Origin of the sequence: Anabaena sp. CA = ATCC 33047 (genome assembly GCF_963870205.1) — a bacterium.
Classification (GTDB): Bacteria; Cyanobacteriota; Cyanobacteriia; order Cyanobacteriales; family Nostocaceae; genus Trichormus.
This window is the reverse complement of the sequence record NZ_CAWMSA010000002.1, coordinates 1-22,868: the sequence shown is the minus strand read 5'-3', so window position 1 is coordinate 22,868 and position 22,868 is coordinate 1. Positions and strand designations below refer to the sequence as shown.

Sequence of the window (22,868 nt, the reverse complement as noted above, 5' to 3'; positions counted from 1 at the left end):
ACTAATGACTAATGACTAATGACTAATGACTAATGACTAATGACTAATGACTAATGACTAATGACTAAATAAAATTTCCCCACAACTGGTTGATAACTTGACAGAGAGCTTGCCAGAGCCAATACCAAATGTGGGGAGGTTATGATCAAAAGAGTATCTTATGGATAGTTGAGGTTAATAGTTAACACTCAATTTGGCAAACCAAAAGCACCCCTTGAACTGGTACATAATTGACCTAAGACATCGCTTGAATGATGTAATCAAAGTAAGGTGCTGCTGCTGCTGCATCTTCTGTACTGAGTAGCCCAAGAGCCGCTTTTTTGAGCGAATTAATCGCTTCTACCATTCCTGGAACGGGAACGCCAAGGGAATTGTACATTTCCCGGACTCCAATGATGCCAATTTTTTCAATTGGTTCTACATCTCCAGCTAGTACGCCATAGGTAATCAGGCGTAAGTACCAGCCAAAGTCCCGAATACACAACGCACGTTGTTTTTCACCGTAAGCGTTGCCACCAGGTGCGATAAAATCAGGACGCTTCTGCCACAATTGTTTGGTGGCTTCCTGAACTATCTTCTTTTCGTTTTCTGCTAAGGTAGCAGCAATCCGCGTTCTTTGGATACCAGTTTGCAAAAACTCTTTGATGCTCTTGAGTTCGCCACTGCTGGGATAACGCAGTTCGTCGTCGGCTTTGAGAATAACTTGGCTAATTACAGTCATGATTATTTAAATCACGCGAAATATTATTTGCTAGTTTAACGAGTCTGAGGTACACAAGTGAAGGGAGATGAGGAAGATGAGGGGGATGAGGGGATGAGGGGATGAGGGGATGAGGGGATGAGGGGGATGAGGGGATGAGAGAGACAAGGGAGACAGGGGAGACAAGAGGGTTATATAGCCAATGCCATAAGCCCCATGACTAATGACTAATGACTAATGACTAATAACTAATGATTAATTCTGTTTGGCAACAAGGTGCATTAATTGAGATTACGATTACTGACTTGAGTGATACGGGTGACGGGGTGGGACGTTTTGAAGAACGTGTTGTTTTTGTCCCTGATACTGTTCCAGGCGATCGCATTCAGGTGCGTCTACTCCACGTTAAGCCTAAATTTGCCCACGGACAGCTTAAACAAATACTGGAACCATCACCGCATCGCATCCGCCCTAGCTGCATTGTGGCTGATAAATGTGGCGGTTGTCAGTGGCAACATATTGATTATCAATATCAACTCACAGCAAAACGCAATCAAGTTATTCAAGCTTTACAACGTATCGGCGGTTTTAGTAATCCATCAGTAGATCCGGTTTTAGTAACTGCTTCACCTCTGGGCTATCGTAATAAAGCTACCTATCCTCTCGATGTTTCAAGTACAGGTAAAGTACAAGCTGGCTACTATCAAAAAGGTAGTCATCAATTAGTTAACTTAAATCAGTGTCCAGTTCAAGATCCCCGTTTAAATCCTTTACTGGCAGAAATTAAGCAAGACATCCAACAGCGTGGCTGGGATATCTACGATGAAACCCGCCATCAAGGAGAAATCCGCCATTTAGGTTTACGCATTGGACGGCGGACAGGTGAAATTTTGTTAACTTTGGTAGTTAAGGAGGGAAATTTACCGGGAATTGCAGAGCAAGCCGAAGCATGGTTAAAACGTTATCCCCAGTTGGTAGGCGTGTGCTTAAATCGCAATCCCCAACGCACCAATGCGATTTTTGGCAGGGAAACCCGATGTATTGCTGGCGTTCCCTATCTGCGAGAAATCTTTGCGGAGTTAGAATTTCAAGTCCGCCCCGATACATTTTTCCAAGTGTTCACAGAAACGGCTGAAGCACTCTTAGAAGTAATTCAATCAGAACTGAATTTACAAGGTGATGAGACTTTAGTTGATGCCTATTGTGGCATTGGTACTTTAACTTTGCCTCTAGCTAAACAGGTACACAAAGCTATAGGATTAGAGTTGCAAGCAGAAGCTGTGCAACAAGCAATTCTCAATGCTCAACACAATGAGATTCAAAATGTGGAATTTCATCTGGGGGCTGTGGAAGATTTGCTACCAAAAATGGGAATTATACCAGATGTGTTACTACTTGACCCACCGCGTAAGGGATGCGATCGCTCTGTCATCGAATCTTTATTATTATCGAAACCAGCCCGCATCGTTTACGTCAGCTGTAAAGTAGCTACCCTGGCTCGTGACTTGAAATTACTGTGTCAAAATGGCTTGTATACAATCCAACGTATCCAACCTGCTGATTTCTTTCCCCAAACATCTCATGTGGAAGCTGCCGCCTTTCTTGTGCTATCACAGTTGGATAAGAATACTTAGTCCTTGATAAAAAACTAAAATTTCAAATTTGTAGTTAATTCCATACTAAAAATGCTAAAATCTAATTAACGTAAAAATAAAAATGATTTTGTGAAAAAACTCAAGTTGCATAGGCTCTAATAACCTAATGAATAAGATTGTTTAAAGTATAATTCGGCAATGTAAAGAAAACCTAAAAATTCTTGTAATTCATATATTTTTTGCAATTTCTAACTGGACTAGCATAGTGTTTCAAAGCCGTTTTATGTATCAACAATCAAACATCATAAATAGAGTCAATGCTCCCCGGCATTTTCAATATTTAGTAATTAAGACGCAAGTTTGAAGGCAGCATGACCACCTCAAAATTTATCAGGGTGCCTGTGAAAGCAAACTGATGTCTAGCTAACTGAAAGCTATGGGGTTTCTCTCGTGATTACCATTTCCCTCCGTCCAGTTGGACGTTATTGGGGCACTATTAGTTTTGCCTCAACGCTTTATCTCTGTCCTATTTTAGATTTACTGCTGGCAAAAATTCCAGCGAAATTACAGGCCGAGCTGCGGCTAGGGCTTCAAGAAGCCTTAGTGAATGCAGCTAAACATGGCAATAATCTTGACCCTAGTAAAAAAGTTGTAGTCCGCTTTTCCCTCATAGATAATCAGTATTGGTGGGTGATATCAGACCAAGGTGAAGGCTTTACTCCGGTAGCTAATGGGGAAGAAGAACCCACAGATTTTTTACCGCCTGATGAAGCAGAAAACGGTAGAGGTATGTGTCTTCTCCATCAGATTTTTGACCAAGTAGAATGGAATCGCAAAGGCACAGAATTAAGACTGTGTAAGCAATTGGAAAACCGCCCCTTGCTGTCTTTGAGGCGGTAAATTGGGGACTGGGTATTGGGGACTGGGGACTGGGGACTGGGGACTGGGGAAGATGAGGTAGACAAGGTAGACAAGGTAGAAATTCTTTAACAGTCAACAGTCAACAGTCAACAATTTTGAATTTTGAATTTTGAATTTTGAATTTATTTGTCTCCCTCATCTCCCCTACTCCCCACTCCCTAGTCCCTTATGCCCATGAGTCGGACAGGGGGGGGCGGAAATTGAGCGATTTAACCAGCCTACAGCCTGTTCTAGTCGAGCAAGAGCTTCTTGGGGTTGATTTTTGAGCAGAAACACCATAGCGGCTGCTATTTGTTCACTAGCGCGAGAATTGCGGTTAGACTTGAGGCGATGCCAATCGTTAGGCGAAATACTCAGCCTTTCCATGAGGGCTTGGGCTAGTTCTAAATCGCTAAATTCTTGGAGTTGACTGGTTTGAGACAGCTGGCTAGGTTGAGACATAAATAACTATTGGCAACAGTTACATTTACTTATTACTCTACTACTTGTCAATGAAGCCGCCAAACAAATCATCTCAGCAGCCAGGGGAAAATCAAGAACCTGATTTTGAACAGGAACTAGAGGAAGTAGAGCGATCGCTCTGGGCATTAAAACAAAGGTATGATCAAGTGAGGCGCGATCGCACCGAAAAGGCACAATGGCAACAACGCCGGGACGAACTACAGCAAAATAAGCATCAAACGCCAGAAATCAAAGCCGAGTTAAAGCACATTCAACAGCAGATAGAAGTGCTAGAACTAAATTTAGAAAGCCAGTTATTTTCTTGGCGTAGCCTGAAGAAACCTTTCTGGCAAGCAGTCCGCTTTGGTGGATTGGGCGTTATTATAGGCTGGATATTAAAGTCCTGTGCTGGGTAATTATGGTAAATCAAAGGATTGCAGAAATTCTGCGAAGTGGTAAACCTGATGAGTCTCTTGTAGTACAAGGCTGGGTAAGAACTAAGCGCGAACTTAAGGGGTTTGCGTTTATTGAGGTGAATGACGGCTCATCACTAGCTAATTTGCAAGTTGTGATCAATCAGGATTTGCCAGACTATGAAGCGATTTTAAAACAAATCAATACAGGTGCGTCGGTTGAGGTAAAAGGCGTGCTGGTGGCTTCCCAAGGGAAAGGACAGCGTATTGAGTTAAAAGCCGAAACGGTGAAAGTTTACGGGGACGCTGATCCCGAAACTTACCCACTGCAAAAGAAACGCCACTCTTTTGAATTTTTACGCACAATAGGACATTTGCGATCGCGCACAAATTCCTTTGGTGCAGTCTTCCGCGTCAGAAATGCTTGTTCTGCGGCTATTCATCAATTCTTTCAAGAAAGAGGCTTTTTGTGGGTACACACCCCCATCATTACCGCCAGTGACTGCGAAGGCGCAGGGGAACTATTCAGCGTCACCAGTTTAGATTTAAAGAATATACCCCGCACAGAAAACCAAGCCGTTGATTACAGCCAAGACTTTTTTGCTAAACCCACCTACTTAACAGTCAGTGGACAACTAGAAGCCGAAGTCATGGCAATGGCGTTTAGCAACGTCTACACCTTCGGCCCTACCTTCCGTGCAGAAAACTCCAACACCTCCCGCCACTTAGCAGAATTCTGGATGGTAGAACCAGAAATGGCCTTTTGTGACTTAGAAGGTGATATGGATTTAGCCGAGGCATTTCTCAAATACATATTTAACTATGTCTTAGAAAAATGCCCAGAAGACATGGAATTTTTTAATCAACGCATCGATAACACCGTCTTAGCCACCGCCGAAAATATAATTAACAATCAATTTGAACGCCTAACTTACACAGATGCCATCAAACTATTAGAAAAAGCCGATGTTAAGTTTGAATATCCTGTAAGTTGGGGTTTAGATTTACAATCAGAACATGAACGTTATTTAGCAGAACAACTGTTCAAAAAACCAGTAATTGTCACAGATTATCCAGCGCAAATTAAAGCCTTCTATATGCGCTTGAATGATGACGAGAAGACCGTCCGTGCAATGGATATACTTGCACCAAAAATTGGGGAAATCATCGGCGGTTCGCAACGGGAAGAACGCCTAGACGTTTTAGAACGGCGTGTCTTAGCGCAAGGGATGAAACCCGAAGATTTGTGGTGGTATCTAGACTTACGCCGTTACGGTACAGTACCTCATGCTGGTTTTGGCTTAGGTTTTGAAAGACTCGTGCAATTTATGACAGGTATGGGTAACATTCGGGATGTAATTCCCTTCCCCCGTACACCAGAAAACGCCGAGTTTTAGAAGTGCCAACTAATTAGAGATTTAGTTCGTAGTAAAGGCTTTAGCCTTTTCTTTGAGGACTAAAGTCCTTACTACAAACCTTAAATCTCCCTTTGTAAAGCCTGAACTTGCTCAAGAGATAATTCCGTAACTTGAGCAATTTGCTCTAAACTCATACCAATTCGCAGTAAATTTAAAGCCAACTTTCTTGTTGTTTCAGCTTTACCTTCTGCTTTACCCTTAGCTTCACCTCTGGCTTCACCTTCTTGTAGAATTTCTTGATAAATAACTGATTCGCGCATAATCTCGCTCCTTAAGATTCTGCTAATTACATCTTTCCTTAAAACAATCCCTGCTAAAATTGCACTAGCTGCTGCTATATTCCTTTGTAGCTGTTGGTCTGTAATTGCTTCAACTGCTTGCGCTACTTGGGTTAATACCATTGTAGGGTCATTTGTCTGACTGAGGACGGCAAAGGGTAACAAACCGGGAACAGTCATAAACCTGTCTGTCGGTTGTTCCCATAGACGTATGACCTCAAACTCATGGTAAGTTTTCTCTAATCTAAAACTGTTTTCATTGATTAATTGTGAAGCTGTTCTTCTCAAATAGATAACTACTTGACGCATTTGTTTGCGAGGAAAGCGACGATACACCCTCACCCGATAATCTAACATCCGAAAGGGCATATCTTCATCTGCGTCGGTTTGAAATTCCGTATGTAAAACTAAATCCTCTGATTGTAATAGTATCAACGAATCAGCGCGAATCGGTTCGTTTGATAATTCTGTAGGGCTAAGTTCTGTTAATTTAATCGGTGAACCTAGTAACCATGTTGCTAAATCATCCTTGAAATTTTCCGCTATATATTTACAGATATTGTCATACATGGGGATTCTAAATAAATGGGATTAGGGATTATTGATAAGTATTAAATTTATTGGTGTTGGGTTTCCTTGCGTCAACCCAACCTACTTTGATAATTTCCAGTTAGTTTAATTTTAAAAAATTTTGTTTTGAAAAGTTAGAAATGTTTAAAATCAGAAAGTCTGCTTTTTAAACTGTCTATTTCCGTCAAAGCCAGTTTCAAATCTCCTGTCCTTGGAACTAATCTTAATTCACGATCACAATCATGAATCCATTTAGCTAATTCAATAGCAAGATTTTTCTTGTCACTATATTTATTATTCACTTGTTGTGCAAGATATTGATAAGCGTCATATATATTTTTAGGCTCATTTTCTTTCAGGTTGCAACTGTACTTTTCAAGTATTTCATCAGCTTTGCTAATAAATAGCACCATTCCTTGATTTTCAGTGCCATATATCCACGAAACGCCTAGAGAGTGAGAATGGTTATCATAAATAACCGTAACTTTATTTTTAAGGGTTTCAACTAAATTATCAATATCTTTCTCAAATTGAGTCGGTTCTTCTCGTGAGGGAATACTAAATGGGTTATTGAACATAGTAATAGTAAAAGTAACTGTCATTGTAAATTAATAAAATGGTAATGTATAATGGCTTTTATGTCTATAATTTAATATCAAAATTACGTAAGGCGTAAAATATTTTAATTGATGAAAATAAATAATAATATTTACGCCTTGACGCACAATTATTTTGATACCAAAAACCTAATTACCAAGTAATTCTTGTCTACGTCTCTCCTGTTCCTGCTGCTCAATTTGTTGGCGTGCTTCCCAATATTCTTTTACTGCTTTTTTAGATTCTTTCTCTAGTGTCCACCTCAATTGACGAGCTTTATCATCATCTCCTAAAAGAGAAATCACTTCTCTTCTTTTTGGTTTATCCAGTTCAAGAAACCATTGGATGAAAGCAGTTAAAATCACATCTCTTGAGCCTGATACTTCATCATGAGCTACAAAGCAAGAAGGACAAACATATACTAAATAAAGGCATTGCCCATAACAACCAGACAAATCTATGCGTTGATTTATATGATTCCGATATTTCTCTCCGAAAGCAATTTTATTCTTTGTCTTTTCGCATACTTTACTAGAGGTATCCTGATCAATAAAACAGTCTAACAAACGCCTCTCCCAATGACTCCATCCTAGATCATCTTCCATAGCATACTCACTCGCTAAGACTGAAACAACTACAGAACTAGGATAACCTGTAAGTATTTCTCCTTCTGAATTGATCCAAGGTAGTTCTTTCAACATAAAGGAGTAATGATATCGAGAGTAGATACAGTCTGCTAAATTATTATTAGATACCTTCTCAATATTCAATAACATTTGTTGATAGTATTTTTTAGAAGACACATCCTTCTGACAACTTTCAGCAACCTCAGCCAGTATCTTCATATTAACCTGTGCATCACTTCTCATTGGCGTTAATAACAAAGCCGAGCTAGTTACAAACAAAGCTATTAAACTTTTAACTGTGAATTTCATCATTGATTTCCCTCTCTTATTACTTGTTCTAATTCATCGGAAGCTTTAGGAATGGGATATGTAGACTCCCAAGGTTTAGCTGCATCAATCACATTATTATTTGAACGTGGTGTAATTTCTTGTTTTTTCCTCGCTATTTGTGGTTTAGGTGGTAATTGTCGCTTCTTTGGAGTTGCCACAGTTGTTTTTGGTGGTTTTCTTCGCCAAACTTTTTTAGCCCTTTCAGCTTGCATTGCTGCCTGTCGTCTTTGTTTTTCTTGAAGTGCAGCTTGTTCTTTCTGTTGTGTCAATATAACAGCTTCAAGTTCCCTTTCCCGTCTCTCAGCTTCTCGTTTTTCCTGTGCTTCTCTGGCTGCTTTTTCTTTTCTAATAGTCGCTTGTCTCTCCTGTTCTGCTTTAGCTGCTGCTTGCAATTTACGTTGTTTTTCTATAGCGGCTTGTCTTTCTTGTTCAGCTTTTAAAGCAGCTTGACGTTTTTGTTTTTCTATTTCTTCCCTTCTCTCTTTTTCAGCTTCCACATCTTCAGATGAAACTACATTTACCTGACTTGGTTTAATTTGTGGTTCAACTTTTGGTGTAGATTCACTAATTGGGATAACAGGGGGGAATGACATTTTAGAAAGATTAGGATACTTTTCGCCAGTTACTTCTGGTGGTTTAGCCTTTGGTGTAGATTCACTAATTGGTATAACTGGTGATGTATTAGGAATACTAGGACTAACAACAGGTATTTTTTCTTCAGTTACAACTATGTTTTTATTATTTCCGATTACAATAGTTGTAGCAAAATATCCCACGCCTAAACCAATGTACCATTTCCACCTTTTGTGATTTTTCTGACTTGGTTTAACCGCAGGTTGTACTGGTTTACCTGGACTAACGGAAACAGTCGGTAAAGAACTATTTTTTGATTTAATATTGGTGTGATTTCTAAAAACTTGAGGTTGATTTAATCTCTTTTCAATTTCCTGCAATCTCTGTAAAATAACTCTGGTATTTTCAGGACGCTGATTTGCAGTATAAGCCATCAAATTGTCGATTAAGTCTGCTAAGAGAGGAGAAATATCAACCGCATATTTTCGCCAATGCAACTCATTAGTCAGAGGATCATAAATAGCTTTATCCTGGGGTTCTTTACCTGTGAGCAGAAATATAAAAGTCCGCCCCAATGCAAAAAAGTCTGACTGTTGAACCGAATAACCGTTTTGTTGTTCTGGTGGTGAATAGCCTTGTGAAATAATTCTTGTATGGGATTTTCCCATCAAGATTGTTGTGGAAACTTGTCTCACAGCACCAAAATCAATTAAGACAAGCTGCCCAGTTGGTCGCAGCATGATATTCTGAGGCTTAATATCACGATGAAAATATTGATGAGCGTGTACTAAAGCCAGAATTTCTACAAGCTGCTTCAGCCAATTGAGTGCTTGAGTTTGAGAAATTGGTTGATAATTATGAGATTCCATCCACTGTTCTAAATCAACCCCCTCAATTTTCTCCATGACTAAACAGTGCAGTGGTATAGAGCTATTTTTAGGTAAAACAGTGAAGTAACCATCAGAATCAACTTTGGGAATTCCCGCACTGTTCAACTGACTTAAAACCTTGGCTTCTTGCTGAAATAGTTCAATGGCTTTTGAGTTATTCTCTGTCAGCACTTTTAAAACTTTAGCTGTACCAGAATCATCAACCTCAAAAGTTTGACCAAAGCCACCGCCGCCTAATTGCTTGATTACCCGATAGCGACCTCGTAGCAGTATCTCAGACCCACAGTTGCGACAAATGCGGTTGTTTGCATTCGCTGGGTCAGCAGGTTTTGGACAATGGGGATTGATACAGTAGCTCATGGGGTAGTATCAGTTGGGTTGTGCTGTTTATTTTCTGGCACTAGCCGACAGCAATAGCGCAGTCTACAGATATACAAACTATCTCTAATCACTAAATAACAGCACACCATGTAAAATATATCACCTAATTTACACTATTAATAATGTAAAAGCAAATAAAAGCGCGAAGGAGAAACAGAAGCATAAATGCTCTGCGTACCTCTGCGTTTACCTCTGCGCCCCTCTGCGTTTACCAAAAATAAACTTTTCACTTCTCAGCATAATAGTAGGGTGCGTCAGATATCAACAATCTGTTTATTGACAGCATTTATGCAGTCTGACGCACCCTACAAGACTTGCGTAAGTCCTACTAAACATAAACTTTTCACTTCTCAGATTATACAGCTATCTTAGAGGGGAAAACTTTTTGATACTGGGTGAAGTTGACTAATGTTAATGTTACTTTTCTACATAAATAATGAGTGTTACGCCCTACCTAGCCAGCAGGTTGTCGAAGTTTTACCACTTGTCACCCTCAAAACCCTTCCGCACGCACCGGAATATTTTGCAGGTGTATTTAACTATCGAGGGCAAATTGTTCCTGTGTTGGATTTATGTCAGTTGATGCGAGGTAAACCCTGCTGTGAACACTTAAGTTCTAGAATTATTTTGGTGAATTATTCGGGAAGAGATGTAAACTCATCTGTATTATCTAAAACTGCAACTTCCGCACCCTCTGTTATTGGTTTAATAGCAGAACGAGTAGTAGAAACATTGCATAAATCAAGCTTAGAGTTTGTTGATGCCAATGTCCAGATAGATGCAGCCCCTTATTTGGGTAAGATAATTCTAGGCGAACAAGGCATGATTCAATGTCTGCGGATTGAAAATTTGTTATCAGAGGCTGAACAGGTTTATCTTTTACCAGCAAATTAAATAGTGTATCTACCACAAGTCATCATTACCCATCGCTGAACATGACGTATTCTGATGGCGAAGCTTTATTGAGACGAAAAATTGGTTTAGATGCAAATTCAATAGGTTCGGCGAATATTGCTAGAGCTATTGAACAAAGGATGGTGGATAGTAAAATCACTGATATAGCTGCTTATTTGCAACGATTGCAGGAATCTACACCGGAATGGGAAGCATTGATTGATAGTGTGGTTGTTCCAGAAACTTGGTTTTTTCGGGAGAGAGAATCGTTTAAACTTTTGCAGAAATATATTCAATCTGAATGGTTGGTAACTCAGCCTAAAAGAGTATTGCGGGTTTTGAGTGTGCCGTGTTCTACTGGTGAAGAACCTTATTCAATTGCGATCGCACTTTTGGAAGCTGGGTTAAATCAAGCTAACTTTCGCATTGATGCTGTTGATATTAGCGCAAAGTGTTTGTTAGCTGCTCAAAAAGCAATTTATGAAAAATATTCCTTTCGTCACAATAGTTTATCTTTTCAAGCACAATATTTTCAACCAACTGAGGCAGGATATCAACTGTGTGAACAAGTCAGAAACTTAGTACATTTTCGCCAAGGTAATTTAGCTGATTCTGATTTTTTGGTTGATGTAGCACCTTATGATATTGTCTTTTGTCGCAACTTACTAATTTATTTTGACTCCAGTACCAAAGAACGCACTATCCGCACCTTGGAACGGTTATTGATTCAGGATGGTTTGCTGTTTGTTGGTCATGCAGAAACAGGTTTATTACTCAATTCGCGCTTTACTTCGGTGCGTCACTCTTTAGCCTTTGCTTATCGAAAAGCTAATGTTTCTCGTCCTGTAACAAAACATAGTAGCGCAAGTAAACCTAAAAAGCACCATCCACTTCCAGCAAAACCGCCTATCTTTCACCATCCCCAACCGCAGAAAGCACCAACTCAGCCAACCAACTTGCTAGATATTGCCAGAAGTTTAGCTGATCAAGGTTCTTTGCTGCAAGCTTGTCAAATTTGTCAAGACTATCTCCACAAAAATTTGGTAAGCGTCGAAGCTTATCTACTGCTTGGGCAAGTGCAACAAGCAATGGGTAAAAATGAAGAAGCTGCAACATCTTTCCAAAAAGCAATTTATCTGCAACCAAATCACGAAGAAGCTTTAATTCATTTAGCATTACTGCGAGAACATCAGGGAGATATAGCAACTGCTCGTTTCCTTTGGGAACGCATTCACCGACTCAATAAACGCCAATAAATGATGAAGTTTGGCGTAATAGCACTTACCAAAAAGGTAATGAAATATTAAGTTATTTATTCTTTCTTTAAAAGCTGTTTGTCTCATAGCTGCTATGGGAAACATTGCAGTTACAAGGTATTTCCATGTCGTGATACCTGCTTGATACTTGTTTGTTATGTTTGAAGTTTTAGAAATTAGGGAACACAAAAAAATAAATTATCCAAATTGACTGTTAGTAGGGTGCGTCAGAATGAATATTTTCTTGGTATAGCTAGGGTTACTCGTAATGACGCACCCTACATTTTAGATATTTATTTATCTGGAAGTTTCTTAATGAACTCGTTTTGTAACATTTGAGGACAGAGTTATATGCAACAAGGTTTTAAGCTTAACCAATTTGTAGTAGCTGGATGTGGGCTAATCCTTATATTAGCTAGTATTACAACTTACATGACAAAAAAAACAAATCAAGAATTGGTAACTAATGCGAATTTAGTTACTGAAACTTATGCTTTAAAGGCAAAATTAAAAGAACTAGAAAAAATTTTAGTTGATTCTGAAACGGGACAACGGGGATTTATTATTACCAAAAATGAAGAATATTTAGAGCCTTTTACTAAGGCTAAAGAACAATTGAATAGTCTGCTCAACGAAATAGAGCGAGAACTGAAAGATGATTCCTTAAAAATGACTCATTTCAATAAAATTGAAGAACTAGCGCAAGAAAAAATTAAAATTTCCGAAGAAACTATTCAACTTAAAAGAATTGGTCAAGAAAAAGAGTTAATGACTTATTTTATAGAAAATAAAGGCAGAAATATTATGGATGATATCAGAAAAGAAATTGATATAACCATGCAAATTGAAAATGAAAATCTAAGTGAACAGCAAAAGCAGGTTAATCAAATTCAAATGATTTCTGAGTTAGTTATTTGGGGAAGTTTGATATGTATTATCATCACTGTAATAGTGGTTTGCCTGGCGATTATTCTAATTCCTGGTAGAGCTTTGAGCCAGTCTTTACAAAATGCTTTTACTTTAGCTGAAAAAGTTTCGGCTGGGGATTTGACAGTTGAGGTGGCAGCAACGTCAACAGATGTCATTGGTAAGCTGATGACTACTTTAAAAGACATGGCACAAAATCTAAATAATCTTATCCGCAAAGTACAACAGTCTGGTATTCAGGCAACTTCTTCAGCTACACAAATAGCCGCATCAGGTAAACAATTAGAAGCAACTTTAACAGAACAGGTAGCATCAACAAATCAAGTAGCGGCGGCGGCGAAAGAAATTTCTGCAACTTCTAGAGAACTCGCCAAAACAATGGAAGAAGTGGCGGCTATGTCGCAAAGTACCACAATGGCAGCTAGTGACAGTCAAAAAGATTTGTTACGCATGGAAACGACGATGCGCCAACTAGCAGAAGCGACTAATTCGATTGCGGCTAGGCTGGGAGTGATTAGTGAGAAAGCTAACAATATTAATAATATAGTTGTCACGATTACTAAAGTGGCAGACCAAACAAATTTGTTGTCTTTAAATGCAGCGATTGAAGCGGAGAAAGCTGGCGAATATGGTTTAGGTTTTGCTGTAGTTGCTAGAGAAATTCGCCGTTTAGCAGATCAAACCGCAGTCGCGACGCTGGATATTGAGCAGATGGTGAAACAAATGCAATCTTCTGTGTCTACAGGTGTGATGGAAATGGATAAGTTTGCCACAGAAGTAGGACGCAGTGTGGAAGATGTTGCGAATATCAGCACTCAGGTAGGACAAATTATTGAGCAAGTGCAGGATTTGACACCAAGATTTGAAGTTGTCAGTCAAGGAATGGAAACTCAATCTCAAGGAGCGCAACAAATTAGTGAGGCAATGACACAGTTAAGCAACACATCTACTCAGACGGCTGCTTCCTTGAGAGAAATTAATAATGCTATTTCTCAACTTAATCAAGTTGCTCACAATTTACGTCAAGAAATTTCTCACTTTAAGGTGAAAACAGAAGATTTTTCGGCTAATAAGGCTTTTGTATAAACAGATAAAGGATGCAATAGCCGCTATGAATACTATCACTGATGCTGCAAATCTACAATCTTGTTACAACACTATCGGCATTGCTGGCGATCGCACTTGTCCACAGTTACCTAATTTTATCCATTGTCGTAACTGTCCAGTTTACTCAAATATTGGTCGTCAGTTACTAGAGCGCATTATCCCCGAAAATTACCGCCATGAGTGGACTAATTTATTCTCTCAGGAACGGGCAGAGTCTCACACCTTAACCATCACCAAAACCCTCACAGTCGTCATCTTTCGTTTACAAAGAGAATGGCTGGCACTTGCTACACAGGTTTTTCAAGAAACCATATCTCCAACATTGATTCATACCTTACCCCATCGGAGTAATCAAATATTACGAGGATTGGTAAACATTCGTGGCGAACTACAATTGTGTATTTCCTTAACCCACTTGCTGAATTTAGAAACGGCGGATACTCCAGTCACCGCTTTAAGTCCTGTAGTGTATCCCCGTATGGTAGTAGTAGAAAAAGCGGGTAGTGTTTGGGTATTTCCGGTAGACGAACTCTATGGTGTACAGAGATTTGATCAACAAGACTTAAGAGATACGCCAAATAACATGATGGCGACGACTCACAACTTTACCAAAGGATTTTTTTATTGGCAAGGGAATAGTTTGGGCTATTTGGATGAAGAATTATTATTCACCACCTTAGACACAAAGGTGTGCAGATGACAAAAGAAACAGATTATAGTCAATTTTCCTTGCTGGATTTATTCAGCATGGAAGTGAAAACCCAGGTTGCTGTGTTAAACGATCGCCTATTGGCACTGGAAACGCAACCCCAAACTCAGGAAGACTTAGCCGCCTTAATGCGCGCTGCTCATTCTATTAAAGGAGCTGCCAGAATTGTACAACTCAATTCAGTTGTCACCCTGGCGCATGCAATGGAAGACTGTTTTGTAGCAGCGCAAGCGGGAGAAATTCGCCTAACTGCGGCTGACATTGATGTGCTGCTGGCGGCTGTGGATATGTTGCTAAATATAGGTATAGCTTGTGAGGGTAACTCTCAGCCTCAATTACCAGAGGAAGCGAATATTCAGACTTTAGTGAGTGCGATCGCTAATATTCTCAATTCTCCGCCTGTGAGTCAAACTGCACCTGTAGAACTTGCACAACCACAGACAGCAATTCTCGAATCAAACTCTACAGCATCTGCTTGGGTTGTGCCTCCATCTCAAGTATTTTCGGCAGTTGACAAGCCTGAAACCCTACAAAACCGAGTTGTGCGGGTAGGTGCAGACAATCTTAACTGTTTAATGGGATTAGCTGGAGAGTCATTAGTTGAAGCTAAATGGTTAGAAACCTTTGCTGACTCCCTACTGAAACTAAAATCTAGACAGACAGAGTTATTCAGCCTATTAGAAAAGTTACAAGAACTGTTAGGTAATAATTCTCTGAATCTGATAGAACGGCAGATACAAGAACAAATGAGTGCGGTAAGTCAAACAGCTAGCGAATGCCGCCAGCTATTAGGCGATCGCCATAATGAATTAGAATTATTTTGTCAGCGTTCGTCTAACCTCGCAGATCGCCTATATCGCCAAGTTATCGCCACACACATGAGTCCTTTTGGCGAAGCAGGGCAAGGTTTTCCGCGCATGGTGCGCGACATGGCTAGGCAACTGGGTAAACGCATCAAACTAGAAATTTTTGGTAAATCCACCCTGGTAGACAGAGACATATTAGAACGTCTAGAAGCTCCTTTAACTCATATTTTGCGTAACGCCATCGATCACGGTATTGAAACACCCGCAGAACGTTTAGCATTAGGTAAACCAGAAACAGGAACAATTAGACTAGAAGTTGTCCATCGTGCCGGAATGTTGTTGATTACCGTCTCTGATGATGGGCGAGGCATAGATTTAGAATTTTTGCGCCTGGAAATTGTCACCAAAAACCTGACTACTCCAGAAATGGCAGCAAAACTCACGGAAGCCGAGTTAATGGAGTTTCTATTTTTACCTGGGTTTTCCACAGCTAAAACTGTCACAGAAATTTCCGGTCGGGGCGTGGGATTGGATGTGGCACACAGCACAGTCCGGGAAGTTGGGGGTACTTTACGGGCAGTTTCTCAACCAGGGTTAGGGATGACGCTGTACTTACAGCTACCCCTTACACTGTCGGTATTGCGGACTTTAGTAGTGGAAATTGCTCACGAAGCTTACGCCTTTGGTTTAGCACGTATTGATCAGGTGGTGATGATTCCCAGAACAGCAATTGTGGTGTCGGAGAATCAGCCGTTTATCATGGTGAATGACCAAGCAGTAGCCTTAATCTCAGCCCATCAAGTTTTAGAATTGCCAGCGTCGGTAGTAAATCCCGAATTTCTACCAGTAGTGATTATAAGCGATCGCCTCAGTCGTTATGGTGTAGTAGTTGACCGATTTATCGGCGAGTGCAATTTAGTTGTCCGTCCCCTGGATTCCCGTCTCGGTAAAGTTCCCAATATCAGCGCAGCCGCTTTACTAGATGATGGTTCACCAGTGCTAATCATCGACATTGAAGATTTAGTCCGTTCCATTTCTAAGGTACTGGCTAGTGGACAACTCAGCCAAGTAAATCACGCCACCCAAACAGCAGTCACCAAAACTTACAAACGTGTCTTAGTGGTAGATGATTCCATTACCGTCCGCGAAATGGAGCGTAAATTGTTAGAAAACAAAGGTTATAAAGTCGAAGTAGCCGTCAATGGCATGGATGGTTGGAACGCCATCCGCAGCAGTGACTACAATTTGGTAATCACAGACATTGATATGCCAAGAATGAATGGTTTTGAACTCACCAGCCAAATCAAAACCCATGACAAGTTAAAGCACATACCTGTAATTATCGTTTCATACAAAGACCGCGAAGAAGACAGAATTCATGGCTTAGAAGCTGGTGCAAACTATTATTTAACTAAAAGCAGTTTTCATGATGACACTTTGTTAACAGCAGTCATTGACCTAATTGGTGAGTCTTAGTTATTAGTTATTAGTCATTAGTTATTAGTCATTAGTCATTAGTCATTGGCTTTTCTCCTCCGCTCCCCCAGTCCCTTCCAATCCCTAGTCCCTTCCAGTCCCCAACTAATGAGAATTGCCATTGTTAACGATATGGTGATGGCTGTAGAAATACTACGCCGTACCCTTGCCAAAATACCAGACTATGATGTGGCCTGGGTTGCTTATGATGGCGTGGAAGCTGTCACCAAATGTGCAGCCGATACACCTGATTTAATTTTGATGGATGTGGTGATGCCAAATATGGATGGAGTCGAAGCCACCAAGCGCATCATGAAACAATCCCCTTGTGCCATTATCATGGTGACAGCCAGCGTCAACCGTTATGCTGGGCAAGTTTTTGAAGCTATGTCTTACGGTGCTTTAGATGCCATCAATACACCAACTGAGGGTAGTACAGGACTGCTGAAAAAAATCTCTATTATTGCCAAACTTATTGATAAATCTCCCCGTCAGAAAATAGCAAACAAACAGAATAATTTACCATCATTGATTGCTATTGGTGCTTCTACAGGTGGCCCTCAAGCATTAGTCACAATTCTCTCTCAACTACCTCCAGATTTTCCTGGGGCTATCGTCATTATCCAACATTTAGATGCTCAGTTTATTGCTAGTTTTGCAGCTTGGTTAAACGCACAAACTCCTCTGTCTGTACAAATAGCTAATCCTGGTGTTTCTCCCCAACCCGGCAAGATTTTGCTGGCTGGTACTAATGATCATCTTGTGATGCGTCCCAACCTTACCCTTGAGTATGAGCAAGAATCTGTAGATTGTTATTATCATCCGTCGATTGATGTCTTTTTTAAAAGTGCAGCTAAAAACTGGACTGGCAAAGGTATAGGAGTATTACTCACAGGTATGGGTAGGGATGGCGCGCAAGGTTTAAAAATGATGCGAGATGCTGGTTGGCATACTATCGCCCAAAACCGTAGCAGTTGTGTTGTTTACGGTATGCCTAAAGCGGCGGTGGAATTAAATGCGGCTGTGGAAATTTTACCAGTGGAGGCGATCGCACCAGCTTGTATCAGGTCTTTATCTGCTCGGTAATTCTCATTTTTAGCCTATCAAGTAAATTTTCCGTAAATCTACTACTCTGGATAAATTTATTGTTTATTCCTACTAGAAAATACCCCAATATTTTCTTGATTTAACATGAAAAATATTTGTTAAATTTGCTCAAATTACTGATAATTTACAAAACAACACAAAACCTAGATTTGTTTAAAATTAGGTTAATATTAATCCAACTACTAAGTTGAAAATTATTAATAAATTGAGCATATATGACAATGGAATTAGAACTCTCTCCACATACCAAAAAAGCAACACCGAATTATCTCCAGGTAAATACTGCTGAATCTGGTGTATCTGGGGGAAAGATCAACAGAGATAAAGCTACAGTCATATTAATTGATGATCAGCTAATTATTGGTGAAGCAGTTTGTCGGATTCTCTCTAGTGATTCAGATATTGCATTTCACTATATAAGTGATTCTACACAGGCATTACAACAGGCGATCGCTCTTTCCCCAACAGTAATTTTACTTGATATGGTGATGCCAGAACTGGATGGATTAATGCTGTTACGTTGGTTTCGTTCCCATCCAGCCACCCGTGATATTCCTATAGTCATGCTATCCAGCAAAGAAGAGCCAAAACTGAAAGCACAAGCCTTTGCAGAAGGCGCAAATGACTATCTAATTAAGTTACCTGATGCAGTTGAATTAATCGCTCGCATTCGTTATCATTCCAAAGCATACAATAATCTCAAAGCACTCACCACAGCAACTATTAATGCTCAATTACAAGCACAGCAATTAGAACATACTGTACAGCAATTACAAACAACCCAAGTTCAACTTGTGCAGACAGAAAAAATGTCTAGTTTGGGTCGGATGGTTGCCGGACTAGCTCACGAAATCAATAATCCTATTAGTTTTATCCAAGGTAATTTAACATATCTTAATAGTTATATTAAAACCTTAGTAGATATCATCCAAATTTATCAGCAAGAATACCCACAGGCTAATTCTGTAATAGAGGAAAACACCACTGAGAATAATCTAGAATTTATCATTGAGGATTTACCCAAAATTCTCGCATCCATGCAAATAGGCTCTGAACGTATTAGTGAAATAGTGCTATCATTGCGTAACTTTGCACGGCTAGACCAAGCTGGCACAAAAAATGTTAATATTCATGAAGGATTAGAAAGTACATTATTACTGTTAAAACACCGCATCAGGCAGGACATTGAAATTATCAAAGAATATGGTGATTTACCATTAATTGAATGTTATCCCGCACAATTAAATCAGGTCTTCATGAATATTTTGAACAATGCCATTGATGCCGTACTAGAACAACATAATCATGCTAAAACTAAAAAAATTATCATTAAAACTGAAATCACTACTTCACAAATAGTGAAAATTAGCATCAATGATAACGGGGTTGGTATTCAACCAGAAATACAACCTAAAATCTTTGACCCTTTTTTTACAACTAAACCAGTCAATAAAGGAACAGGCTTAGGCTTATCAATTAGCTATCAAATCATTGAAGAACATCACGGACACATCAGTTTAACCTCTGAACCAGGTAAAGGCTCAGAATTTGTGATAGAAATTCCGATGAAATTAAGTTAACAGTAAAAGTTGGTTATTCTTAGCCTATATAGGAGCAGGCAGAAGGCAGGAGGTAAACTATTACTATTGCCAGCATTCAAGCTGGCAAAATTTACTCACATATATGACTACAGTTATCAATATATTTCTTGGTGTCTTTGTGCTTGAGAAATGTTATTACAGCACAGAGGCACGTATTTTTTAAAAATCTGTATTTGAGAAAACAAAAACTATTAAATAATCAATATATTAACCCATTAATTTCAAATAAATTTTTATTATTTTACCAAGGAATATTAGACTAACATTTCTATATTCCTGGTGTTTGATATAAAGATGGCAATAACCACTGATAGACCGAAATTAACTGTACCTGGGCCGAAACCTTTGCCAATTTTTGGACGAACTGCCCTGCTTGTAGAATATGTTAAAGATTCCCTTGGGTTATCGAGTCGTCTATTTAAAAAATATGGTTCAGTGGTGTCTTTAGCAGCCGGAGGCGGAACAAATCTTTACTCATCAGAAGATTATTGTCCGGGTACTGTGTTCACTTATGGCGCGGAAAATGTTCGAGAAGTAACAACTCAGCATGATATTTACTATAAATATCCTTTAACCGGAGGTTTGTACCGCAAGCGTCATGACTCTCCACGTACAGAAACACTGAAACATTTTGGCGTGGGGTTATTTGGAGTCAACGGTACAACCCATCGCCAACATCGCCAGTTATTAATGCCAGCGTTTCACAAACAGCGCATTGAGTCGTATCGTGATGATATTGTCAACATTACCCAATCAGTTTTAGAGCAATTGCCATTGGGTAAGCCTGTAAATATTGCAGAAATCATGCGGTTGCTGACTTTGCGTGCAGCGACAAAAACCTTATTTGGTGCTGATATTGGTGATGAGGGGGGTAGTAGTGCGAGATTATTGCAAAAGATTGGTATTTTACTCGGTTCACCTGCGATCGCTATCTTACCCTTTGATGTCCCAGGCTTACCTTTCCATCGTCTGCTGAATTTAATGGCGCAACTAGATGACGAAATGCGGCTGTTAATTCGGCGTAAACAAGCTAGCGGTACAGACTCAGGGGATGTACTCTCAATGCTCATTCAAGCCAGGGATGCGGAAACTGGTCTAGGATTAACTGAGGATGAGTTACTAGGCCATGTCAGCGTCATCTTTGCTGCTGGTCATGAAACTAGCGCAAATGCTTTAACTTGGACGCTGTTTTTGCTATCCCAACACCCACAAGTAGCCGCCGATTTGCTGGATGAACTAGAAAGTGTATTGCAAGGCGCACCGCCAACTATTGAACAGTTGCAGCATTTACCTTTGTTAGAGCGAGTAATTAAAGAAAGTTTGCGAATTTTACCGCCTGTACCTTGGAATGCGCGGGTAACATCACAACCAACTAGCTTAGGAGGCTACGAATTACCCCAAGGGACAGAAGTCTTCGTCAGCATTTACCACACTCATCATCTGCCCGAAATCTTCCCCAACCCAGAGAAATTTAACCCCAAGCGTTGGGAAAATAAAGAACCCACCATGTATGAGTACAACCCCTTCAGTGCTGGTTCTCGCATCTGCATAGGCGCACCCTTTGCACTGATGGAAATTAAAATCGTGTTAGCCATGCTGTTAATGCAGTACCGCCTACAGTATATTTCTCTGCAACAGCTAGACCGAGACGCATTAATTGTCATGGCTCCCAAAAATGGAATGCAAATGCTCATCCACAAGCAAGACCGCCAATTTAGCCAAGGCGTGGGGGGTGTGCGTGGAAATATTTGTGAAATTGTAGAGTTCAATAATTAAGCTATCAGCTGTCAGCTGTCAGTTAATTGTTATCAAGCTGACTGCTGATGGCTGATAGCTAACTAAGCCATTTGGTTTTCAATCGCCCAACGCGCTAGTTCAGTGCGGTTGTGGAGATTGGTTTTACCCAACATATTGGAAACGTGGCTTTCAACAGTGCGCTGACTCACATTTAATTCTTCAGCGATTTCACGGTTAGCTAAACCCCTAGCTACAAACTGCACTACTTTCAGTTCAGTTGGGGTTAACTGTACATCGAAGGGAACTTGGATACGAGAACCGTTTTCTCCTCCTTTGGCTTGGTGTTCTTTCCAACGGATAGTTTGCTTCAGGGAAGATTCTACCTGTGCTACGAGTTCTTCTGGTTCAAAGGGCTTGACCATATAGACATCAGCACCCTTATTCAGACCTTTAACTCGGTCTGCACTTTGTCCCTTCGCAGACAGGAACAGAACAGGAATCCAACTGGTGCGTTCATTTTGCCGGACTTGTTCTACAAAGGTATATCCGTCCATTTCTGGCATCATCACGTCACAGATAATCATATCTGGTACATCATGTTCGAGAATTTCTAAAGCTTCTCGACCATTTTCTGCGGTGATGACTTCATATCCTCGGAACTCCAAATAGTCCTTCACCAGCAAGATGAGGTTGGGGTCGTCATCAATCAGTAGAAGTCGTTTGTGATCTTTCATGCTGGGCTCTTTCATAGCTGTGGCACTTGTCGCGCTTCGATCCATCAAGGTCTTGAATAGTGATCCTTATATGGTGGATTCTTGAGATGTTGTCGTTTTTCCCACTTAACTTACCCTTGCTTAACTAGAAGCCTCAAAAGTGATGATCACTTCTGTCAGACTGTTAGCTCATTGGCATAATTCCAGTAAGGATACGTAGAGCAGTAGTATTTATAATGCGCTATTATATATCCCTTTGAAAGTGGCGGGTAAAAAAACACTGATTAAATAATAATCTTTCTAGTTCACAAGTAAGTATTGGCTTCAGATGACCCTAGCTGTAAAACAACCCGCCGTTTCATGGGCTGACTACTCTACAATACCCTACGGATATTAAGCCTTTATCAGATGTTTTTCAGCAAGTCAGGAAGTTCTGGGCAAATGTTGGGCTAAAAACGCATATTTTTTCACCACCATTATGCCTATCAAGTGTGCTTGGACGATCCGCTCAATAACCTCCGGGTTTGCTTGGCGATACCAGACACTATCCGGGTAGACATCTATTATCTATCTAGAAGCACAAACTCGCAAGCAAAAAACTTTAATTTGTTGCTCTAGATCACTGTATTGTTACTCATTGAGCGGCTCTCTAATTACTGTTCTATAACAATTTCCCCACTTTGCAAATCAATTTGACCATATAAAAATATTCATAACTTTTGGAAAAGAACCCGAAAAATACTAATAATTAAGCATTTGTACTTACGCAGTTGCCAGGAAGTGTATATACGGGGACTGGGGA

The 22,868-nt window shown here is 40.0% G+C and carries 19 protein-coding genes; 12 read left to right on the top strand and 7 right to left on the bottom strand.

Going from position 1 to position 22,868, the window contains the following annotated elements; genetic code table 11:
• Positions 1–235 precede the first annotated feature (235 nt).
• Positions 236–721 carry an allophycocyanin subunit alpha-B gene (locus AACS98_RS00400; protein WP_066374925.1) on the bottom strand — a complete coding sequence of 162 codons (486 nt, stop codon included), beginning with the start codon at positions 719–721 and terminating at the stop codon, positions 236–238.
• A 230-nt stretch (positions 722–951) separates the two neighbouring features.
• On the opposite strand from AACS98_RS00400, the gene rlmD reads away from it, so the two are divergent.
• Together rlmD and AACS98_RS00390 are read left to right on the top strand one after the other, a co-directional pair.
• A complete protein-coding gene (gene rlmD, locus AACS98_RS00395) occupies positions 952–2,334 on the top strand; it encodes a 23S rRNA (uracil(1939)-C(5))-methyltransferase RlmD (RefSeq protein WP_066374923.1) in 1,383 nt (460 codons plus the stop codon).
• 411 nt (positions 2,335–2,745) lie between these two features.
• Complete coding sequence (locus AACS98_RS00390) at positions 2,746–3,195, top strand: ATP-binding protein (RefSeq protein WP_066374921.1); 450 nt, start codon at positions 2,746–2,748, stop codon at positions 3,193–3,195.
• Between the two features lie 165 nt (positions 3,196–3,360).
• Here the strand turns inward: AACS98_RS00390 and AACS98_RS00385 are convergent, their stop codons facing one another.
• Positions 3,361–3,657, bottom strand: coding sequence for a DUF6439 family protein (locus AACS98_RS00385; protein WP_066374918.1), 297 nt, complete (start codon positions 3,655–3,657; stop codon positions 3,361–3,363).
• 50 nt (positions 3,658–3,707) lie between these two features.
• Between AACS98_RS00385 and AACS98_RS00380 the strand changes: the two genes are divergently transcribed.
• A complete protein-coding gene (locus AACS98_RS00380; RefSeq protein ID WP_066374917.1) occupies positions 3,708–4,073 on the top strand; it encodes a hypothetical protein in 366 nt (121 codons plus the stop codon).
• A 2-nt stretch (positions 4,074–4,075) separates the two neighbouring features.
• Positions 4,076–5,467 carry an asparagine--tRNA ligase gene (asnS, locus tag AACS98_RS00375; RefSeq protein WP_066374915.1) on the top strand — a complete coding sequence of 464 codons (1,392 nt, stop codon included), beginning with the start codon at positions 4,076–4,078 and terminating at the stop codon, positions 5,465–5,467.
• A gap of 80 nt (positions 5,468–5,547) precedes the next feature.
• Here the strand turns inward: asnS and AACS98_RS00370 are convergent, their stop codons facing one another.
• The 4 genes from AACS98_RS00370 to AACS98_RS00355 all read right to left on the bottom strand — a co-directional run bounded on the left by AACS98_RS00370 (position 5,548) and on the right by AACS98_RS00355 (position 9,712).
• Entirely contained in the window at positions 5,548–6,336 is a 789-nt protein-coding gene (locus AACS98_RS00370) for an Rpn family recombination-promoting nuclease/putative transposase (RefSeq protein WP_066374914.1), read from the bottom strand.
• A 134-nt stretch (positions 6,337–6,470) separates the two neighbouring features.
• Positions 6,471–6,938, bottom strand: a complete 468-nt coding sequence (locus AACS98_RS00365; protein WP_157087474.1) for a hypothetical protein — start codon at positions 6,936–6,938, stop codon at positions 6,471–6,473.
• 144 nt (positions 6,939–7,082) lie between these two features.
• Positions 7,083–7,871: a hypothetical protein gene (locus tag AACS98_RS00360; protein WP_157087473.1), complete on the bottom strand. Its 789-nt coding sequence runs from the start codon at positions 7,869–7,871 to the stop codon at positions 7,083–7,085.
• On the bottom strand, positions 7,868–9,712 hold the full coding sequence (locus AACS98_RS00355) for a serine/threonine-protein kinase (RefSeq protein ID WP_066374909.1): 1,845 nt from the start codon (positions 9,710–9,712) through the stop codon (positions 7,868–7,870). The genes AACS98_RS00360 and AACS98_RS00355 overlap by 4 nt, the downstream gene beginning before the upstream one ends.
• 429 nt (positions 9,713–10,141) lie before the next feature.
• Here AACS98_RS00355 and AACS98_RS00350 point away from each other — a divergent pair, with 429 nt between their 5' ends.
• From AACS98_RS00350 to AACS98_RS00315, 8 genes are all read left to right on the top strand, one after another.
• The gene (locus tag AACS98_RS00350) at positions 10,142–10,627 is read left to right on the top strand and encodes a chemotaxis protein CheW (protein WP_066374907.1); all 486 of its coding nucleotides are present in this window, start codon (positions 10,142–10,144) and stop codon (positions 10,625–10,627) included.
• Positions 10,628–10,668: 41 nt separating this feature from the next.
• A complete protein-coding gene (locus AACS98_RS00345) occupies positions 10,669–11,883 on the top strand; it encodes a CheR family methyltransferase (RefSeq protein ID WP_066374905.1) in 1,215 nt (404 codons plus the stop codon).
• A 351-nt stretch (positions 11,884–12,234) separates the two neighbouring features.
• The gene (locus tag AACS98_RS00340) at positions 12,235–13,896 is read left to right on the top strand and encodes a methyl-accepting chemotaxis protein (RefSeq protein ID WP_066374903.1); all 1,662 of its coding nucleotides are present in this window, start codon (positions 12,235–12,237) and stop codon (positions 13,894–13,896) included.
• 25 nt (positions 13,897–13,921) lie between these two features.
• A complete protein-coding gene (locus AACS98_RS00335) occupies positions 13,922–14,617 on the top strand; it encodes a chemotaxis protein CheW (RefSeq protein ID WP_066374894.1) in 696 nt (231 codons plus the stop codon).
• A complete protein-coding gene (locus AACS98_RS00330; RefSeq protein WP_066374892.1) occupies positions 14,614–16,908 on the top strand; it encodes a hybrid sensor histidine kinase/response regulator in 2,295 nt (764 codons plus the stop codon). Before AACS98_RS00335 ends, AACS98_RS00330 begins: the two co-directional genes overlap by 4 nt.
• A 108-nt stretch (positions 16,909–17,016) precedes the next feature.
• A complete protein-coding gene (locus tag AACS98_RS00325; RefSeq protein ID WP_066374890.1) occupies positions 17,017–17,994 on the top strand; it encodes a chemotaxis response regulator protein-glutamate methylesterase in 978 nt (325 codons plus the stop codon).
• A 236-nt stretch (positions 17,995–18,230) separates the two neighbouring features.
• The gene (locus AACS98_RS00320) at positions 18,231–19,595 is read left to right on the top strand and encodes a hybrid sensor histidine kinase/response regulator (RefSeq protein WP_066374887.1); all 1,365 of its coding nucleotides are present in this window, start codon (positions 18,231–18,233) and stop codon (positions 19,593–19,595) included.
• A gap of 315 nt (positions 19,596–19,910) precedes the next feature.
• The gene (locus AACS98_RS00315; protein WP_066374885.1) at positions 19,911–21,392 is read left to right on the top strand and encodes a cytochrome P450; all 1,482 of its coding nucleotides are present in this window, start codon (positions 19,911–19,913) and stop codon (positions 21,390–21,392) included.
• Between the two features lie 62 nt (positions 21,393–21,454).
• Here the strand turns inward: AACS98_RS00315 and AACS98_RS00310 are convergent, their stop codons facing one another.
• On the bottom strand, positions 21,455–22,132 hold the full coding sequence (locus AACS98_RS00310; protein ID WP_010997804.1) for a response regulator transcription factor: 678 nt from the start codon (positions 22,130–22,132) through the stop codon (positions 21,455–21,457).
• Positions 22,133–22,868 lie beyond the last annotated feature (736 nt).